We start from the raw sequence: 16,050 nt of genomic DNA on the forward strand, positions 1-16,050 counted from the left end.
AACATGCTGCACATTGGCGGAAAGACATTCACATCAAGATTATTACTTGGTACAGGAAAGTACCCATCATTTGAAGTTCAAAAAGAAGCCGTGAACGTATCAGAAGCAGAAATATTAACCTTTGCTGTGAGAAGAATGAACATTTTCGAAGCATCTCAGCCAAACTTTTTGGAGCAGCTTGATTTATCAAAATATACGCTGCTTCCGAATACAGCTGGTGCTAGTACAGCGGAAGAGGCAGTTCGTATTGCTCGTTTAGCGAAGGCTTCTGGACTGTGTGACATGATCAAGGTAGAAGTCATTGGCTGCTCAAGGTCTCTTCTGCCAGATCCAGTCGAAACGTTAAAAGCATCCGAAATGCTACTCGAAGAAGGATTTATCGTGCTGCCATATACATCTGATGATGTGGTACTGGCAAGAAAATTAGAAGAGCTTGGTGTCCATGCCATCATGCCAGGTGCTTCGCCGATTGGTTCAGGGCAAGGCTTACTAAACCCTTTGAATCTCTCATTTATTATCGAGCAGGCAAAGGTACCGGTGATTATTGATGCTGGTGTAGGCTCTCCAAAGGATGCGGCTTATGCGATGGAGCTAGGGGCTGACGCTGTATTACTGAACACCGCTGTGTCAGGTGCAAAGGACCCTGTGAAAATGGCAAAAGCCATGAAGCTGGCGATTGAATCAGGAAGGCTAGGCTTCGAGGCGGGACGTATTCCTTTGAAAAACTACGGGACAGCAAGCAGTCCGCAGGAAGGAATGCCGGCATTTTGAGCACACGTTATTCACGACAAGAGCTCTTTCAGCCAATCGGCATAGAGGGGCAAAAGCGGTTAAATGACTCAAAGGCTGTCATTATTGGTGCAGGAGCGCTTGGAACAGCTAGTGCGGAAATGCTCGTTCGTGCTGGCGTTGGATCTGTCACCATTTTGGATCGAGATTATATTGAATGGAGCAACCTTCAGCGTCAGCAGCTTTACACGGAGCAAGATGTACAGGATCGACTGCCAAAGGCTGTGGCGGCTGAAAATAGACTCAAACAGATAAATAGTGACGTGCAGGTCAAAGGAATTGTCATTGATGTGACCGCTGAACAGATTGATGAACTGGTCAGCGGAGCTTCAATCATTGTTGATGCAGCGGATAATTTTGAGGTGAGAATGATCGCTAATGATGCTGCCGTCAAACATCAAATTCCATTCCTTTATGGAGCTTGCGTCGCCAGCTATGGTATTCAATTTACTGTCATTCCTGGTGAGACGCCATGTTTACACTGCCTGCTTGAACATTTACCCGCACAAGGCATGACTTGTGATACAGCCGGTATCATTAGTCCAGTTGTGCAGCAGGTGGCAGCATATCAAGTGGCAGATGCTCTGAAGTATTTAACAGGTCATCAAGTGACGCCAATTTTAAGATCCTTTGATTTATGGACCAATGAGCGGTCTGACATCCGATCAGCCAGCTCCTTAAAGAAGAAGCAATGTCCAAGCTGTGGGCTGAAGACATATCCATTTCTCTCCTATGACAAGAGAGCGAAAGCAGATGTACTATGCGGCCGCAATACGGTCCAAATCCGCAGTGCAGCCGAAACCCCGCCGCCATTAAACGAAGTGGCTCTTCGGTTAAAGAAAGCAGGGATGGATGTCCTTGAAAATCCGTATTTGCTTTCCTGTCAAAAGGATGAATATAAGCTTGTCTTATTTAAAGACGGCAGAGCTCTTGTCCATGGCACAAATGATATGGCAAAAGCAAGAACCATTTATCATCAATGGATTGGCTAATGAGAGGTGTGATGAAATGACGATCAAAAAAGCATTCACAATTGCAGGTTCTGATTCTGGCGGCGGAGCAGGCATTCAAGCTGATTTAAAAACCTTTCAGGAGCTCGGTGTGTTCGGAATGTCTGCGATCACAGCGATTACAGCACAAAACACACTAGGTGTTCACGGAGTATATCCGCTTTCAAACGAGGCGTTAGAAAGTCAAATTGATGCAGTGGCAGAGGATTTACTGCCAGATGCCGTCAAAACAGGAATGCTGTGGAGCGCAGACATGATCAAGATAGTTGCTGAAAAAACGGTTCAATATGACATGAAGCTCATTGTCGATCCAGTGATGATCGCAAAAGGAGGCGCTTCTTTATTAAATGAAGATGCGGTCACAGCGTTGAAAACACACTTGCTGCCTGTCAGCTATGCCGTAACGCCGAATCTTCCTGAGGCAGAAGTGCTGACAGGCATGCGGATTCAGACAAAAGAGGATCGCTATCTAGCAGCGGAGCGTTTATATGAGCTTGGTACGAAACATGTCGTGATCAAAGGCGGTCACGGTCCATCTGGCGGAATGATTACAGACCTATTGTATGATGGAAAAGGCTTTATAGAAGTCACAAACGAACACATTGATACTCCCCATACACATGGCACAGGCTGCACGTTTGCAGCGGCATTAACAGCTGAAATTGCGAAAGGATCCTCCATGAGGGAGGCTTTTGACACAGCAGAAACCTTTGTCCATGAAGCCATCAAGTTCCCTTTGAATATTGGGGCTGGACACGGACCTACCAACCATTTTGCTTATCAGCAAAACCGGCTCAAACGATGAGAGAATCGAACCGTCTTCATTTGCGAGGACGGTTTTTTGATGAAAAAGAAACTTTCTTTCTGCGGAAATTGTCATTCTCTCATGATCTGTGATAATATTATGATCAGGTACTAATACTATGTCTTGAAAAAATAGGAGGCTTTATTACATATGAACTTTTCTTTAGAAGGCCGTAATATCGTGGTAATGGGTGTTGCCAATAAACGAAGCATCGCTTGGGGAATTGCCCGCTCACTTCACGAAGCTGGAGCTCGTTTGATTTTTACTTATGTTGGAGATCGTCTTGCTGAATCTGTAAAAGAACTTGCAAGCACACTTGAGCGTGATGATTCAATCATTCTTCCATGTGACGTGACAAGTGACGAAGAAATCGAAAAATGTTTCGCTACAATTAAAGAAAAAGTACAAGTCATTCATGGCGTTGCGCATGCGATTGCATTTGCAAACAAGGAAGAGCTTGTCGGTGAATACTTAAACACGAACCGTGAAGGTTTCCTTTTGGCGCACAACATTAGTGCATACTCTTTAACAGCTGTAGCAAAAGCAGCACGTCCATTGATGACAGAAGGTGGAAGCATCGTCACGCTTACATACCTAGGCGGAGAGCGTGTGGTTTCAAACTACAACGTAATGGGTGTAGCAAAAGCAGCACTTGAAGCAAGTGTGAAATACTTAGCAGCTGATTTAGGCGCAGAAGGTATTCGTGTGAATAGTATTTCTGCTGGTCCAATTCGTACGCTGTCTGCAAAAGGCATCAGTGGTTTTAATACCATTCTGAAGGATATTGAAGAGCGTGCACCGCTTCGTCGTACAACGACTCCTGAAGAAGTTGGCGATACAGCTCTATTCTTATTCAGTGATCTATCACGCGGCATGACAGGTGAGAATCTGCATGTTGATTCTGGCTTCCATATCATTGCTCGCTAACCAATTAAATGATTTGCAGCATACCGAATAAGGGTATGCTGTTTTTTTATTTTTCTTCTGATTTGAGGCGTCCGCTCATATATATAAGGAATGAATCATTCGGGAGGGATTAGTATGTCAAATAAAGGTGATGAGAACCAGAAGCCGCTTATGTATATTGTTCAGCCGAGCTATGATGAGTCAATGCCGGCCATGCAAAATATTGTGAGAAAGCGAAAGAAATCAGAAAAACCACAAGAAATTTCTAAGAGTAAAAAAGACAAGATCGAAGAAAGTACGCACGAGGAACCCGTGGCTCAAGAAATCGAGAAGAAAAAAGAAGCAAAGCCGCCTGAGCGTCAGCAAGAGCAAGACATGATGCAAGAAGCAGAGCTTACCCAAGAACAAGACATCACAAAAGAGCCAGAGCTTATACAAGAACGAAAACCTCAGCGAGAAGAGGAGAAGCCGCCAGAAGGCGTTTTTCATGAAACAAAAGAAGAACCTAGAAGAAAACGAGTGAAAAAGCCTTTAAGTCAGATGAGCATTGACGAAAAAGTCGATTTTCTCACAAGCCTGCCTCATAATATGCCAAGAGCCCTTTGCCTGATTGAAGCTGATGGTAAAACATATAGAGGGATTATCATGGATCGAAAAGAAGATACAGTGGTCATTCGAACAGCGGGTGGGGGAAATCCAGTTGAATTAGCAATAGATGAAATTTCCTCGATTCATCCACTTGGCTTTTAACGAATAAAAAAAGTCCCATAGAGGGACTTTTTCAGCGTGTAGACAAACCCTCGCATTCGGTGTCAGTCCTGTGCGCTGGTGCTCACGAATGTCAAATTCGCTCCGCGCCAGTGCTCGTCCTTCCTAGACTGCAAAGGTTTTCTATCACGCTGAAAAGAAGACAAAGGGCTAAAATAAAGATCATTTTATCCCTTTGTCAAAATTTGAAAAAAAAGTCCCATAGAGGGACTTTTTTTGTTAGCAGTTACGGTTGATGAGTCGTGGATTTAAGCACTCGATTGCGCAGAAGCAGTCAAGATCTACTTCAATGCAATACTTCGATTTTTCTAATCGGAACACATCACATACAGAATCTTTGTCTGTAAAATCTAAAATATGACGGTCTTTGTCAAATGCGATAAGCAAGCTGAGTGTTGCGCAGTGGTCAGAGATGTGTTCGACTCTGAAAAATGTAGTGCTGAAGCAAGGACCTGCATCTACTTCTCCGACGTTTCCGAATGCGACGAATGGTTTTGATTTGGATGTAAAGAGAACAAACGGGACAGTGTCACCTAATGAATGGGATGAAGAAAGGAGATTGCTGTAACAGCTGGTCGGGCATTCTTCTTCGACGGCATTTTGTAAGTCGTTAATATTTTCAACAGCCTCTGCTACACAATTCCATGAATGTTTGCGGCTCATATTCAACCCTCCTATACTAGGAAATTTGTTTGAGTGTTTGAGCACTGTCATCATCTACAAGCTTTTTGTTTTGCCGGTTGATACTTCTACTTACAATCAATGCGGAAGCGGCAGCTCTTATGCTGACTGCTCCGCATGATTGACTGTCATTCGTAAGGAAGGGGATGCTTTGACTCATGACAAGTGAGATCAATGGCGGTTGATTTAGCCGTGGTGATGATGCTTTTTATCTTTCGATGGCATGACTCTGTCTACTAGTTCTGGGTTTAAACATTGGATTGCGCAGAAGCAGTTTAGATCAACCTCAATACAAAAGTCCGTTTTTTCTAGACCAAAGAAGTCAGGGTCACAAGGGTGACAAACGCTTAACGTATGTCCGTGTACATCAACAGGTCTTAATACAGATAACGTAGCACAGCAGTCGTGTAATTTTTCAACCCGGAAGAAAATGGATTCGAAGCATTGGCAATCGTCAACAAATCCTCCAATGTTTCCGAAAGTAGAAAACAATCCGCCCTTTTTATCGAAAAGTAAAAACGGAATCGTATCTTTTCCAGAAACGGTTGGGCTTAATAAATTACTGTAGCAGCTCGTAGGACATTTATCTTCTACAGCTTCCTGCTCTGCTAAAATCTTATCAACCGCATCGCATACACAGTTTTCATCATGTCGGCCATGGTGTTTTCCGCAGCTCATGGATTTCAGCTCCTTTAACAAGGTATTTGACTTTAGTCCTTAACAACATATGTATGCGCCCTCTAGTTGGTGTGGGTAAATGACTATTTATATTTGTTGTATTTTTATAAAAGGAAAAGCAGAGCTTTTCGCTCTGCTTTTGTACATTAGAGGATACCGATCGCAATGATTGTCGCAACAAGTGTTTGTGTAAGTGTTTGGATTGCGATTGAGATGTCCGCATCGATTGTCGATACTGTAACGTTTCTTGAATTTTCGATGACAAGTTTTTGGCGGTTTGTTTGTTTGTGAGTAGCAGCTTGTAAAAGATCCTGTGTGACGCGGTCTGCTAAATCACCATCTGCGATTGAGATATTTGTAATGGTGATGATCGCTGTTTGAACAGCTACTTGGATAGATGCTGCAACCTGTGCATCAACAGAAGAGACATTAATGTCACAAGAGTCTCTGACGATAATGACTTCCTCAGATGTCTGCTTTGTAAAACTCACTTGATCAAAGTCTTGCAAGACATCTTCATCATCATAATAGTGGCCGTCACAAACTGCTTTTCTTTCATAGTTGTAATCGCCGTGGTGTGTACAGTTACGATCTAGAGCGACCCAAGAGTATGGTTTAGAATCCATTTCTATTCCTCCTTCCGTTTACTTTATTAAATGCTGGAATGCGTGGTTTTGTCTCGGGCATTTACCCTAGCAGGCAACCCATTTTTATTTAATCGTTATTACGCTGCGCATCACGGCGCTGCTGAATACGATCTCGAAGTGAATTTCGTTTTGGACGTACTTTTGGTTCAGGCTGTACTTCTTCCGGATGTTTTGCTGTCTCTGCCTGCCTTTTTTTCTCCTGCTGCTGCTGTACGAAGTCATCTGCTTTCTTTTGTAAGTCCTCAACTAATTTCAAAATCATTCTTCTTTGATCATCTGTAATATTTGCTTTCTGATCATCTGTGATATTGTTTTTGTTTAAAATATCACTTACAAGAAGGCTCGTTAATGGATCAACATCAGTGTTGATTTGAAACTCCTTTTTTTCGTTCTCTTCAGCCACGATTATTTCACCTCTTTCATACATAATGTTAGAAAAAGAAAGGGTCAAAGAATGCCGGCTTCAACTAAGAGTACATTCAATGTTTGAGTGAGAATTTGGACAGAGTTCATAATAGATGCATCTGATAATGTAATCGTGACGTTATAGCAATTGATGATTTGGATCACAGTTTTCTTTTGGACTGTTACTTGTTGTGTGGCTAAAAGCTGATCTGTGATGTCTGTAGCCAATTCATCGTCTGGTACAAGAAGTTGGATTAAAAGAGTAATGATTGTCGTTACGGTCGCTTGAAGGGAGAGTGCGGCTGTTACATCTGTTTTATGAATTGTGACATTTTCGGAATCTTTGATCTCAATGAAATCATCATAATTGCTGATTAATTCGTTTAACAGTTGTGTGTATAATAAATCAGCACTTTCTTCAATAGACAATACTTTCACTCCTTTCTTATCTATACATTATTTAATGCAGCAGAGGCTCAAGGTGGAATCGGAAAGTGTGAAAAAGTACAACCCAATTTTATTTCCGCTCGATTCATCATGGCGGTCTTTCTTTTTGCATATATAAAGAAAGGACGCAAAAAAGAAGAAAGAAGGAGGTGGAGGCTCCTGAGCGGTGCTTTGTCATTTGTCGTGTTTGCCCTCGCATCCTTTAGACTGACGAGGCTCATTGTATTTGATACCATTACTGCTCCTTTCCGCCGTTTATTTCATGAAGAACAGGAAGAGGTCAATGAACAAGGTGAAGTGGAGACATATATCATCATTAAAGGTAAAGGACTGCGGTCTTGGGTAGGAGAGCTGTTAAGTTGTTATTGGTGTACGGGCATGTGGTGCACTGCTGCTTTACTTCTGATATACATATTATTTCCTGTCATTAGCATGTGGCTTAATTTACTATTAGCGATTGCCGCAGCAGCAGGCATTATTGAAGCGATCGTCTCAAAGCTGGTGAAATAAACAGGCATTCTGATCAGACACGCTTTTAAAAAATGCATATACTATCATGGAATAGGAAAGGAAGGGTTGCGATGAAACCAACTGAAACGCCGTCACATACGCTTCAAGGTTATCCAGCGCAGTCAAATCAACAATCTGTTTATACGAAGAAAATTAAAAAAGCAGGCTGCGGCTGTGGAAACAAAAAGAAACCTCAATAAAGGAAAAACAAAAGCCGGATTTATCCGGTTTTTTTGTTGCCCTTTTTTTGAGTGATGCATATGTAAGAGAGAAGGGGTGACCAGAATGGATGCATTCGAACAATTAATCGGTTCCTTGTTCACTAAACCCCATGATGGGAAAGAGCAAGCGCATGAAAAGGTTGAAATGGATCTAACGGATAAAGCGAAGGATCTTGAGGAGCATTTAAAAGCATTTGGCGTGAAGATGGATGCTTTTGCGAAAGAAACAGAAGCATTCATGATACGTCATGGAGAGGCAGATTACGTCTTTAAACAGCGAAAATAAAAATTCCGCACTTTTTTATGTGATCGTCCAAACCATTTGTTGTATTTTTCATATTTTGTAAGGGAGAAGAGGAGGTGCTTATATATGAGTTGTTACGGTTACGGTGGCGGTTCTTGCGGCGGCTACGGCGGAGGTTATGGCGGCGGATATGGATCAACATTTGTTCTTGTCGTTGTGCTTTTCATCCTTCTAATCATCGTTGGTGCTTCTTTCTTTAACTAAACAGTAAGAAGGTGAGGGAAGCAATAGGGGAGCCTTTTGCTTTCCTTTCTCTTTGGGCAAACAAGGCTTTAGGATAGGCACATATCTCGCCTATTTTCATATAGTAAGGTGATTACTCCACAAAGAGGAGGCAAATGAATGGATAATAAATTCTTTAAAAGCGTTGAAAATAAAACAGGTGTGAATATGAACGATGTCTTCAAGCTTGCAGGTTCTTTGCAAAATGCCAACTTTAAAGATGAAGCAACGGTTCGAGGCGTCATTAAAAAAGTAGCGCAGCTTGCGAATAAACGTGTACCGAAAGAAATGGAAGACAAAATCGTTCAATCGATTACAAGTGGAAAAGAAAAGCTTGATTTCAATACCATCGCTAAAATGATGAACAACAAAAAATAAACAACAGGCTCTCCGCTTAAAGGGGGGCCTGTTGTTTTTCTGTGAATAATTCTCGGCTTTTCTTTAGAAGGGGATATAAAAAGCGCGAGCGATGAGCGGTTTTCCCTCGTCTAAATGATGGAACCGATAGATAAAGAGATTGTTCAGCTCTTGTCATGGCCACATATAATAAACGGCGCTCTTCTTCCAAGGCTTCTTCATCACCGTTTCTGAGTTCATCAAGTGAGAAATCATGAGGCAGTGCTCCGTCGACCACGCAAGTGATGTACACCGTTTGGAATTCCAGACCCTTTGCCCGGTGAATCGTCATGAGCTGAACACCTGGTTCGTCTGTTTTTTCCTTTTCGGCAGATTTCATGTGTTCGGCATGTGCGAGAAAGGCTTCAATCGTTTCAAAGCGTTTGGCGGCGGTTTTTACATCTCGTACGTCATCCGCCCCTTTTTCAAGCACATTCGTATCATTCACTCGTTTTTTTAAGTAATCACCAAGTCCCATCTTTTGTTCAATAAACGCCACAGCATCAGACGGCTTTAAATTTCGTAACGTGCGGAACAGAGGAACAATGGATTGCAGCTTTTTCTGTTGAAACGGCTGAATATCAGTTAGTTTTCCGAGTGCGTCGACCATTGAACAATCTTCCGTGATGGTCAGTGCCTTCATTGTGTTTAAGGTCTGTTGCTTTAAAAAGAAAACCGGAAGCAGCTGTTTCATAGCAGCTACATCATCGGCATCCTGACTTAAAGAGAGAAAGGCGAGAAGAACCCGAACAATTCGTCTGCTGTAGAAGGCTTTGACACCAGCCTCCGTCTCATACGGAATCGCGGATTGATGCAGACGCTCATAAATCGCGCGGCCTCCCGTATTGGTGCGAAAGAGCACGCAGATATCATTCGGCTTTGCGCCGTTTTTAATTTTCTCCTGAATATCTGCCACGATCATGGTCGCTTCCTCTTCCTCGTCATATGGATAAAAGAGCATAGGAGGGATTGTCTCCGATCGGACGGCTTTTAACGTTTTCTCATAACGATGCTGATTTTTCTTAATAACGGCATCCGCACTTGCGACAATTGTATGATGCGACCGATAATTGGCATGTAAATGGACAATCTGAGCCGAAGGATAATCTCGTTTGAATTCAAGAATGAAAGCAGGATTACTGCCCCTAAAGGCATAAATGGCTTGATCATCATCACCGACACAAAATAACTGCTCTGATTCTCCGGCTAAAAGTTGAATTAATTGATATTGTACTGGATTAATATCCTGAAATTCATCCACCAATATATATTTGAACCGTTCTTGATACCGTTCCAGCAGTTCAGGCTGTTCAGTCAGCATGTGCAAGCAGGCAATGGCCATGTCATCAAAGTCAAATTGCTGATTGTCTCGTTTTTGCTGTTCATAAGATTGATAGATCGTCCACATGTGCTTTTCCTTTTCATCCTTCAAATCAGGAAGCTCACCTGGTAAAAAAGCATTTTTCCAATAGCCGATCGATTGCAGGACTTGATCGGTAGGGTAGTTTTTTTCATCTAGTCCTTCATTCATGATGGCTTTCCGAATGTACTGTTCCTTCTGCCAATCAAACTTAATCAGGTGCTGGCCGTTCCATTTGTTTGCGTCATCGTGAAGCAGCATTTTATAAAAAAGACTGTGGAAGGTGCCTGTCACCACTTGGCTTGCTTGTGATGGGTGAAGCTGATATTGCTTGCGCAGTCTTTCTTTCATTTCACTGCTGGCTTTTGTGGTGAAAGTCACGAGTAAGATATGGTGAGCAGGAATATGATGATGTGACATGAGATAAGCCGCTCTTGCTGTCAGGACTCTTGTTTTCCCGCTGCCAGCGCCAGCCAGCACCAGCATTGGACCGTCTTTATGTGTGACAGCTTGAAGCTGCGGTGTGCTAAAGGTGATATGCGGAAAGAGATCGATGGTATGTGCTTGTTCATTCTCTTCTAAATGTAACGCATCACTAAATTGAATCGACCTTGGTTCCTGCCAGTCATATGATTCATTCGTTTGCGAGATGATTTGTTTACCTGTTGGAAAACGGAAGCCTCCAAGTTCTTTATAAGAAGCACTTTCCTCTCGATCTGCGTGTTTTTTCTGATCTTCTTGTTCTTCTGCTTGTTCACACAGCACTTGCTGAGACATATGTTTATGAATAAAGGCAGGTTCTTCATGTATATTTAATCTGAAAAAGACTGGTTGTCCGCAATATGGGCAGAATAAGTGCCCTTTTTTTCCCTCGTCATGGAGGAATTGATAATGTTCTCTCGAATACGTATGTAATGAGATCGTTCGATCATGTCGTCGTGCGCATTTCAAAGCTAGTCCTCCAATAGTTAATCAATCTTAAAAAGAAACACATCTAATCATATCAAATGATACGTGTTTCAAACAGTATTAATTAGGGAATAGTAGAGTAGAAGAGAAGCAAAGGAGGCGTTCTTGATGGGATATATAGCCCCGATTCAGCCGGATCTGTATTTTCAATATATCAATCGTCCTGCTCCTCAGGATAAAGAAGACTACGCGAAAGTAACTAAGGTTACTCGCACCTTTCATGACAAGATATACAGAGAGCTGGAGAAAAAAGAGGACTTAGTGACAGAAGCGGAAACGAAAGTACAACAAAAAAAGCGGGAACGCTTTGTACGAGATATGTTTATGGAGGAAGGCAAAGGCGTTCATATTAATACGTATATATAAATGATTGCGCTTTCTTCCATTGACGAACGATGATAAAGAAAGAAAAGCCAGGGCATCTTGAATGCTCTGGCTTTTCTTTTGGTCAAACAGACAGTGTTTTTGTCATTTTGACATGTGTGATCCCCGCTTCTTCAAACGGTTCAGATACGGCTTTGTAGCCTTTTTTTTCGTAGAAAGGAAGAGCTTGGACTTGTGCGTGCATAACCGCTTCCTTCGCTCCATTCGCAATGGCTTCTGTTTCCAGCGCTTCTAATAGTTTGTGGCCAAGGCCGAAAGCGCGCGCCTCTTTTAACACACAAATTCGTTCTAGCTTTGCCTTTGGCCCTTCAATGATCCGTAATCTAGCGGCTGCTTGAGGCTTCATTTCATCGTTATAAATGACAAAATGAATGGCCTCGTCTTCTAGTTCATCTATTTCAATCTCTATTGGGACTTCTTGTTCTTTGACGAATACTTCTTTTCGAACGTAATATGCATCTTCTCGTTGTGTTTGTGCTGTTGCGATGACTGTTTTCAAGTGTACTTAACCCTCTTCTCCTAAAATAAATGTTTCATAGACGGTCCAAGATCCATTCTCTAATTGATATAAAAGGTGGAAGCGATCCACTGTTTCTTCATGGTCAATCTTTCTCAGCTTTAATGTGCCAAGTACGTCTGAATGCTCATCATCTGATAGTTTTTGAGCCACTGTCACATGCGGAACAAAGGCATATTCAGGTGTGCCAGCAAGTGGATCTGCGTACAATCTTTCATTGAGCGCCATGATTTCCTCGTTCGGTTCTACTTTCATATAAATGACGTTGTTTACAGGAGCGAATGAACTGAATTTTTTAATACGTAATGTAATAGGAGAAACATTTTTTGCATACTCTCTTAACGTTGAGACGACCTCAGCCGCTTCTAGATCCGTTAATTCACAAGGTGTTCTAAGTGTTAAATGAGGCGGTATGAGTGCATAGTTCGGATCATAACGCTTCCGGTAAGAGTTCGCAATATCTTGCAATTTTTTTGATGGAAATATAACAACTCCGTATTTCATCGTGTTCCCTCCTGATTAAGAAAGTATTTATTATTGTTTATTATAACAAAATTCAGTTGATTAACGAATATGGGAGCATTCTTTTTAACGAAGGCGCAATGAGCGGCTGCCAAAACGTCCATTTATGATCCCCTTCGAAGGTCTCAAATAAATAATCCGCACCTGACTGTTCAAGAAGTGCCTTTAAATCGTCGTTTGGCTGAATAAAATCAAGCACTTGGCCATCTGTTGTTTTCACAGCCGTTTCTTCCAGTCCAATTTGATGGATAATCGCATAATGAGAAAGGGCTGTCGACTGTTTAACAGCTTCTAAGACTGACTCATCGACGTAAGGGGACTGCAAAATGAGTCCGCCAAATAAAGAAGGATAATCAATCGCTGTCATAAGAGAAATCGTAGCACCCAGTGAATCACCAATAAACGTGCGACCTGAGCCAATTTGATAGGTTGGATAATGCGTATCAATATAAGGGACAAGTTCATTTGCTAAAAAGCGTTTATACGCTTCAAATTTTGTGCCGTCTGGATGATACGTATTCCGTCTTTCCGTGACATTTTCATAAGAAACACCAATGATAATGGAGCGTTCCATTTCTTTGTTTTGCATCAATTCTTCTGCCTGTCTGCCTATTTTGCCTAAGCGGAAATAATCATGACCATCTTGGGCAATGATGACATGATATGTATAAAGGGGGGAATAATTGACTGGCAAATAGATCAAAAGGGTCATATCCGCCCCAAGTTCTTTTGAATGTAAGGTTTCTTCTTGAATAATGCCTGTTTTCTTCACCATAATCCATTCCTCCAGCTAACCGATTTCATCACAAAGTGAAACGTTTCCATTCATTGTAACATGAAAAATAGCGTTGTTCCTATATGCTAACATGCAATCAATTCAGTTAACACCGAATCTGTTATAAAATACAGAAAATTTCAATTAATTGTTCAGATTCCTCTTGAAAAATGAGATTTAATGCGTTACAGTATTAAGAATTAGAACAGACAGACAACACATTCTTATCGTGAGAGGTGGAGGGACTGGCCCTTTGAAACCTCAGCAACCGGTATGCATCACTTCATGTGATGTACCAAGGTGCTAAATCCAGCAAGCAGCTTTTTTGCTTGGAAGATAAGAGGAAGCGATTAAAACCCCTTCTTCTTATGAAGAAGGGGTTTTCTGTTTTGAAATCAGATTTTTACTTAGGATGGTGTCAAATGACAGAACATGTGGAAACGACATTAGCGCAAATTGGAAACCGCAGCGAAGAGGCGACTGGTACGGTCAGTCCCCCCGTTTATCTTTCAACAGCATACAGACATAGAGGCATAGGGGAATCAACCGGATTTGATTACATTCGTACGAAAAACCCAACAAGACAGCTTGTAGAGGATGCAATTGCTTCACTCGAAGAAGGGACGGCCGGATTTGCCTTCAGTTCGGGAATGGCTGCGATCCAAACGATCATGGCGCTATTTGAAAGCGGTGATGAACTCATCGTCTCATCAGACCTATATGGCGGTACATATCGTTTGTTTGAAAACGAATGGAAAAAGTACGGCTTGCGTTTTCTTTACGATGATTTTTCAGATGAAGACTGTTTACGCTCTAAAATCACGTCAAACACAAAAGCAGTCTTTATTGAAACGCCGACAAATCCACTTATGCAGGAAGCGGATATTCAAAAAATAGCGAAGATTGCAAAAGAACATGGCGCTTTGGTCATTGTCGATAACACCTTTTACACACCCGTTTTGCAAAAGCCGATTACGCTTGGAGCGGACATTGTCATCCATAGTGCAACCAAATATTTAGGTGGACACAATGACGTTCTTGCCGGGCTTGTGGTGACAAAAGGAGAGAAGCTCTCTGAAGACATGTTCCAGCATCAAAACGCAATTGGCGCCGTTTTATCTCCGTTTGACTCATGGCTGTTAATGAGAGGGATGAAAACACTGGCTCTTAGAATGCGCCAGCACGAGGCAAATGCGAAGGAGCTAGCTGAGTTTTTAAAGAAACAGCCAGAAATTCAAGATGTCCTTTACCCAGGCAAGGGAGGAATGCTGTCATTCCGTGTAGCCGAAGAGGACTGGGTCAATCCATTTTTAAAGCAGCTGAAAACGATATGTTTTGCTGAAAGTCTTGGCGGAATCGAAAGCTTCATTACGTATCCTGCGACGCAAACGCACATGGATATTCCTGAGGAAATTCGCATTGCAAACGGTGTGTGTAACAAACTGCTCCGTTTCTCCGTTGGTATTGAGCACGTAGAAGACCTGAAGGCAGACCTAAAGCAGGCACTATCACAAGTAAAAGAGGAGGTACATGCCAAATGACCACACATGATTGGACATTCGAAACCCAACTCGTTCATAATGCATTCAAAACAGACCGTTCAACAGGTGCAGTCAGTGTGCCGATTCAGCATGCGTCCACCTTTCATCAAAGCAGCTTTGATGATTTTAGCCAATATGATTACTCAAGATCGGGGACTCCTACACGTCAAGCGTTAGAGGATACGATTGCGGCGCTAGAAGGAGGAACACGAGGGCTTGCTTTTGCATCAGGCATGGCAGCCATCTCAACCGCTTTTCTTCTATTATCAAAAGGAGATCACGTCCTTGTCACAAGAGATGTGTATGGCGGTACTTTCAGAATGATTACTCAAGTTCTTTCGCGATTTGGCATTGAGCATACCTTTGTGGACATGACGGATTTGAATGAAGTCAAAAGAGGCATTCAATCGAATACAAAAGTCATTTACATGGAAACGCCGTCAAACCCGACTCTAGGGATTACGGATATTGGGGGCGTCGTCCAGCTTGCCAAAGAACATGACTGTCTGACATTTTTAGATAATACATTTTTAACACCCGCTCTTCAGCGTCCGCTTGATCTTGGTGTTGACGTTGTCCTGCACAGCGCAACGAAATTTTTGAGCGGTCACAGTGATGTACTGTCAGGCTTAGCTGTAGTGAAAGACGAGAAACTGGGAGAAGAACTCTATTCTCTGCAAAACTCCTTCGGTGCGGTCCTTGGCGTGCAGGATTGCTGGCTCGTATTAAGAGGGTTAAAAACCCTTCAAGTCAGATTAGAAAAAGCAAGCCAAACGGCATTTGAACTCGCTTCATTCCTCAAAGAGCATCCTGCGGTGAAAAAAGTATACTATCCAGGCTTAGATGACCATCCTGGGGCAGACATTCAGCGAAAGCAAGCAAGCGGAGCTGGAGCAGTTCTCTCATTTGAATTAGAAAACCAAGCAGCGGTCAAAGAATTAGTGGATGCTGTCACATTACCTGTATTCGCCGTCAGCCTTGGCGCCGTCGAATCCATTCTGTCATACCCAGCCAAAATGTCCCATGCTGCTATGCCAAAAGAAGAAAGAGAAAAAAGAGGGATTACGGACGGCCTGCTTCGATTAAGTGTAGGAGTAGAAAACGGAGAAGACCTCAAACGCGACTTCAAACAAGCACTTGATCAACTCAAGCCTGTTCTTGTAAACCAATCATAAAGAAGAGAAAAAAGCCGG

The 16,050-nt window shown here is 42.4% G+C and carries 22 protein-coding genes and 1 riboswitch; of the genes, 13 read left to right on the forward strand and 9 right to left on the reverse strand.

Annotated features, from left to right (window positions below; all coding sequences use genetic code 11):
• The first annotated feature begins 3 nt into the window (after positions 1-3).
• From MHH41_RS05720 to MHH41_RS05740, 5 genes are all read left to right on the forward strand, one after another.
• On the forward strand, positions 4-771 hold the full coding sequence (locus MHH41_RS05720) for a thiazole synthase (protein WP_034322849.1): 768 nt from the start codon (positions 4-6) through the stop codon (positions 769-771).
• Positions 768-1,781 (forward strand): thiazole biosynthesis adenylyltransferase ThiF, encoded by a 1,014-nt coding sequence (locus tag MHH41_RS05725; RefSeq protein WP_339207003.1) that lies wholly within the window; start codon positions 768-770, stop codon positions 1,779-1,781. Before MHH41_RS05720 ends, MHH41_RS05725 begins: the two co-directional genes overlap by 4 nt.
• Positions 1,782-1,797: 16 nt before the next feature.
• Positions 1,798-2,604: a bifunctional hydroxymethylpyrimidine kinase/phosphomethylpyrimidine kinase gene (gene thiD / locus MHH41_RS05730; protein ID WP_050945255.1), complete on the forward strand. Its 807-nt coding sequence runs from the start codon at positions 1,798-1,800 to the stop codon at positions 2,602-2,604.
• Positions 2,605-2,754: 150 nt separating this feature from the next.
• The gene (gene fabI, locus MHH41_RS05735; protein ID WP_003211867.1) at positions 2,755-3,531 is read left to right on the forward strand and encodes an enoyl-ACP reductase FabI; all 777 of its coding nucleotides are present in this window, start codon (positions 2,755-2,757) and stop codon (positions 3,529-3,531) included.
• Positions 3,532-3,645: 114 nt separating this feature from the next.
• Positions 3,646-4,260 carry a spore coat CotO family protein gene (locus MHH41_RS05740; RefSeq protein ID WP_050945254.1) on the forward strand — a complete coding sequence of 205 codons (615 nt, stop codon included), beginning with the start codon at positions 3,646-3,648 and terminating at the stop codon, positions 4,258-4,260.
• Positions 4,261-4,497: 237 nt separating this feature from the next.
• On the opposite strand, the gene MHH41_RS05745 is transcribed toward MHH41_RS05740, so the two are convergent.
• From MHH41_RS05745 to MHH41_RS05765, 5 genes are all read right to left on the reverse strand, one after another.
• Positions 4,498-4,941 carry a CotY/CotZ family spore coat protein gene (locus tag MHH41_RS05745; RefSeq protein ID WP_044140422.1) on the reverse strand — a complete coding sequence of 148 codons (444 nt, stop codon included), beginning with the start codon at positions 4,939-4,941 and terminating at the stop codon, positions 4,498-4,500.
• 204 nt (positions 4,942-5,145) lie between these two features.
• Complete coding sequence (locus tag MHH41_RS05750; RefSeq protein ID WP_003211658.1) at positions 5,146-5,637, reverse strand: CotY/CotZ family spore coat protein; 492 nt, start codon at positions 5,635-5,637, stop codon at positions 5,146-5,148.
• Between the two features lie 146 nt (positions 5,638-5,783).
• The gene (locus MHH41_RS05755) at positions 5,784-6,263 is read right to left on the reverse strand and encodes a spore coat protein (protein WP_113768431.1); all 480 of its coding nucleotides are present in this window, start codon (positions 6,261-6,263) and stop codon (positions 5,784-5,786) included.
• An 88-nt stretch (positions 6,264-6,351) separates the two neighbouring features.
• Positions 6,352-6,687: a spore coat protein gene (locus tag MHH41_RS05760; protein WP_251190974.1), complete on the reverse strand. Its 336-nt coding sequence runs from the start codon at positions 6,685-6,687 to the stop codon at positions 6,352-6,354.
• 44 nt (positions 6,688-6,731) lie between these two features.
• On the reverse strand, positions 6,732-7,118 hold the full coding sequence (locus tag MHH41_RS05765; RefSeq protein ID WP_044140425.1) for a spore coat protein: 387 nt from the start codon (positions 7,116-7,118) through the stop codon (positions 6,732-6,734).
• A gap of 177 nt (positions 7,119-7,295) precedes the next feature.
• Here MHH41_RS05765 and MHH41_RS05770 point away from each other — a divergent pair, with 177 nt between their 5' ends.
• The 5 genes from MHH41_RS05770 (at position 7,296) to MHH41_RS05790 (ending at position 8,771) form a co-directional block, all read left to right on the forward strand.
• The gene (locus tag MHH41_RS05770) at positions 7,296-7,646 is read left to right on the forward strand and encodes a DUF1360 domain-containing protein (protein ID WP_034620057.1); all 351 of its coding nucleotides are present in this window, start codon (positions 7,296-7,298) and stop codon (positions 7,644-7,646) included.
• Positions 7,647-7,717: 71 nt separating this feature from the next.
• Positions 7,718-7,846 (forward strand): hypothetical protein, encoded by a 129-nt coding sequence (locus tag MHH41_RS05775; RefSeq protein ID WP_003211271.1) that lies wholly within the window; start codon positions 7,718-7,720, stop codon positions 7,844-7,846.
• Positions 7,847-7,931: 85 nt separating this feature from the next.
• Positions 7,932-8,153, forward strand: a complete 222-nt coding sequence (locus MHH41_RS05780; protein WP_044140426.1) for a hypothetical protein — start codon at positions 7,932-7,934, stop codon at positions 8,151-8,153.
• 84 nt (positions 8,154-8,237) lie between these two features.
• Entirely contained in the window at positions 8,238-8,375 is a 138-nt protein-coding gene (locus MHH41_RS05785) for a YjcZ family sporulation protein (protein ID WP_003212017.1), read from the forward strand.
• A gap of 138 nt (positions 8,376-8,513) precedes the next feature.
• Positions 8,514-8,771: a stage VI sporulation protein F gene (locus MHH41_RS05790; protein ID WP_003212292.1), complete on the forward strand. Its 258-nt coding sequence runs from the start codon at positions 8,514-8,516 to the stop codon at positions 8,769-8,771.
• A gap of 16 nt (positions 8,772-8,787) precedes the next feature.
• On the opposite strand, the gene MHH41_RS05795 is transcribed toward MHH41_RS05790, so the two are convergent.
• Entirely contained in the window at positions 8,788-11,100 is a 2,313-nt protein-coding gene (locus MHH41_RS05795; RefSeq protein ID WP_340865889.1) for an ATP-dependent helicase, read from the reverse strand.
• 126 nt (positions 11,101-11,226) lie between these two features.
• On the opposite strand from MHH41_RS05795, the gene MHH41_RS05800 reads away from it, so the two are divergent.
• Positions 11,227-11,484 carry a hypothetical protein gene (locus MHH41_RS05800; protein ID WP_003210759.1) on the forward strand — a complete coding sequence of 86 codons (258 nt, stop codon included), beginning with the start codon at positions 11,227-11,229 and terminating at the stop codon, positions 11,482-11,484.
• An 82-nt stretch (positions 11,485-11,566) separates the two neighbouring features.
• Here the strand turns inward: MHH41_RS05800 and MHH41_RS05805 are convergent, their stop codons facing one another.
• From MHH41_RS05805 to MHH41_RS05815, 3 genes are read right to left on the reverse strand one after another with little or no spacing between them, the layout of a single operon-like run.
• Positions 11,567-12,001 carry a GNAT family N-acetyltransferase gene (locus MHH41_RS05805; RefSeq protein ID WP_044140428.1) on the reverse strand — a complete coding sequence of 145 codons (435 nt, stop codon included), beginning with the start codon at positions 11,999-12,001 and terminating at the stop codon, positions 11,567-11,569.
• A 6-nt stretch (positions 12,002-12,007) separates the two neighbouring features.
• On the reverse strand, positions 12,008-12,523 hold the full coding sequence (locus tag MHH41_RS05810) for a YjcG family protein (protein ID WP_340865891.1): 516 nt from the start codon (positions 12,521-12,523) through the stop codon (positions 12,008-12,010).
• Between the two features lie 52 nt (positions 12,524-12,575).
• Positions 12,576-13,316, reverse strand: a complete 741-nt coding sequence (locus MHH41_RS05815; protein ID WP_340865892.1) for an alpha/beta hydrolase — start codon at positions 13,314-13,316, stop codon at positions 12,576-12,578.
• A 221-nt stretch (positions 13,317-13,537) separates the two neighbouring features.
• Positions 13,538-13,659, forward strand: a riboswitch (SAM riboswitch).
• 79 nt (positions 13,660-13,738) lie between these two features.
• Between MHH41_RS05815 and MHH41_RS05820 the strand changes: the two genes are divergently transcribed.
• Complete coding sequence (locus tag MHH41_RS05820) at positions 13,739-14,857, forward strand: methionine biosynthesis PLP-dependent protein (protein WP_340865893.1); 1,119 nt, start codon at positions 13,739-13,741, stop codon at positions 14,855-14,857.
• Positions 14,854-16,032: a cystathionine beta-lyase gene (gene metC, locus MHH41_RS05825; RefSeq protein ID WP_340865894.1), complete on the forward strand. Its 1,179-nt coding sequence runs from the start codon at positions 14,854-14,856 to the stop codon at positions 16,030-16,032. The genes MHH41_RS05820 and metC overlap by 4 nt, the downstream gene beginning before the upstream one ends.
• Positions 16,033-16,050: the final 18 nt, after the last annotated feature.

The organism is Bacillus sp. FSL K6-1145 (assembly GCF_038003425.1).
Lineage (GTDB): Bacteria > Bacillota > Bacilli > Bacillales > Bacillaceae > Bacillus > Bacillus pumilus.

Coding starts and splice junctions, on each gene's coding strand:
- MHH41_RS05785 (WP_003212017.1), top strand. CDS start 8,238: ATGAGTTGTTACGGTTACGGTGGCGGTTCTTGCGGCGGCTACGGCGGA.
- fabI (WP_003211867.1), top strand. CDS start 2,755: ATGAACTTTTCTTTAGAAGGCCGTAATATCGTGGTAATGGGTGTTGCC.
- MHH41_RS05775 (WP_003211271.1), top strand. CDS start 7,718: ATGAAACCAACTGAAACGCCGTCACATACGCTTCAAGGTTATCCAGCG.
- metC (WP_340865894.1), top strand. CDS start 14,854: ATGACCACACATGATTGGACATTCGAAACCCAACTCGTTCATAATGCA.
- MHH41_RS05720 (WP_034322849.1), top strand. CDS start 4: ATGCTGCACATTGGCGGAAAGACATTCACATCAAGATTATTACTTGGT.
- MHH41_RS05745 (WP_044140422.1), bottom strand. CDS start 4,941: ATGAGCCGCAAACATTCATGGAATTGTGTAGCAGAGGCTGTTGAAAAT.
- MHH41_RS05740 (WP_050945254.1), top strand. CDS start 3,646: ATGTCAAATAAAGGTGATGAGAACCAGAAGCCGCTTATGTATATTGTT.
- MHH41_RS05750 (WP_003211658.1), bottom strand. CDS start 5,637: ATGAGCTGCGGAAAACACCATGGCCGACATGATGAAAACTGTGTATGC.
- thiD (WP_050945255.1), top strand. CDS start 1,798: ATGACGATCAAAAAAGCATTCACAATTGCAGGTTCTGATTCTGGCGGC.
- MHH41_RS05755 (WP_113768431.1), bottom strand. CDS start 6,263: ATGGATTCTAAACCATACTCTTGGGTCGCTCTAGATCGTAACTGTACA.
- MHH41_RS05800 (WP_003210759.1), top strand. CDS start 11,227: ATGGGATATATAGCCCCGATTCAGCCGGATCTGTATTTTCAATATATC.
- MHH41_RS05810 (WP_340865891.1), bottom strand. CDS start 12,523: ATGAAATACGGAGTTGTTATATTTCCATCAAAAAAATTGCAAGATATT.
- MHH41_RS05820 (WP_340865893.1), top strand. CDS start 13,739: ATGACAGAACATGTGGAAACGACATTAGCGCAAATTGGAAACCGCAGC.
- MHH41_RS05815 (WP_340865892.1), bottom strand. CDS start 13,316: ATGGTGAAGAAAACAGGCATTATTCAAGAAGAAACCTTACATTCAAAA.
- MHH41_RS05780 (WP_044140426.1), top strand. CDS start 7,932: ATGGATGCATTCGAACAATTAATCGGTTCCTTGTTCACTAAACCCCAT.
- MHH41_RS05790 (WP_003212292.1), top strand. CDS start 8,514: ATGGATAATAAATTCTTTAAAAGCGTTGAAAATAAAACAGGTGTGAAT.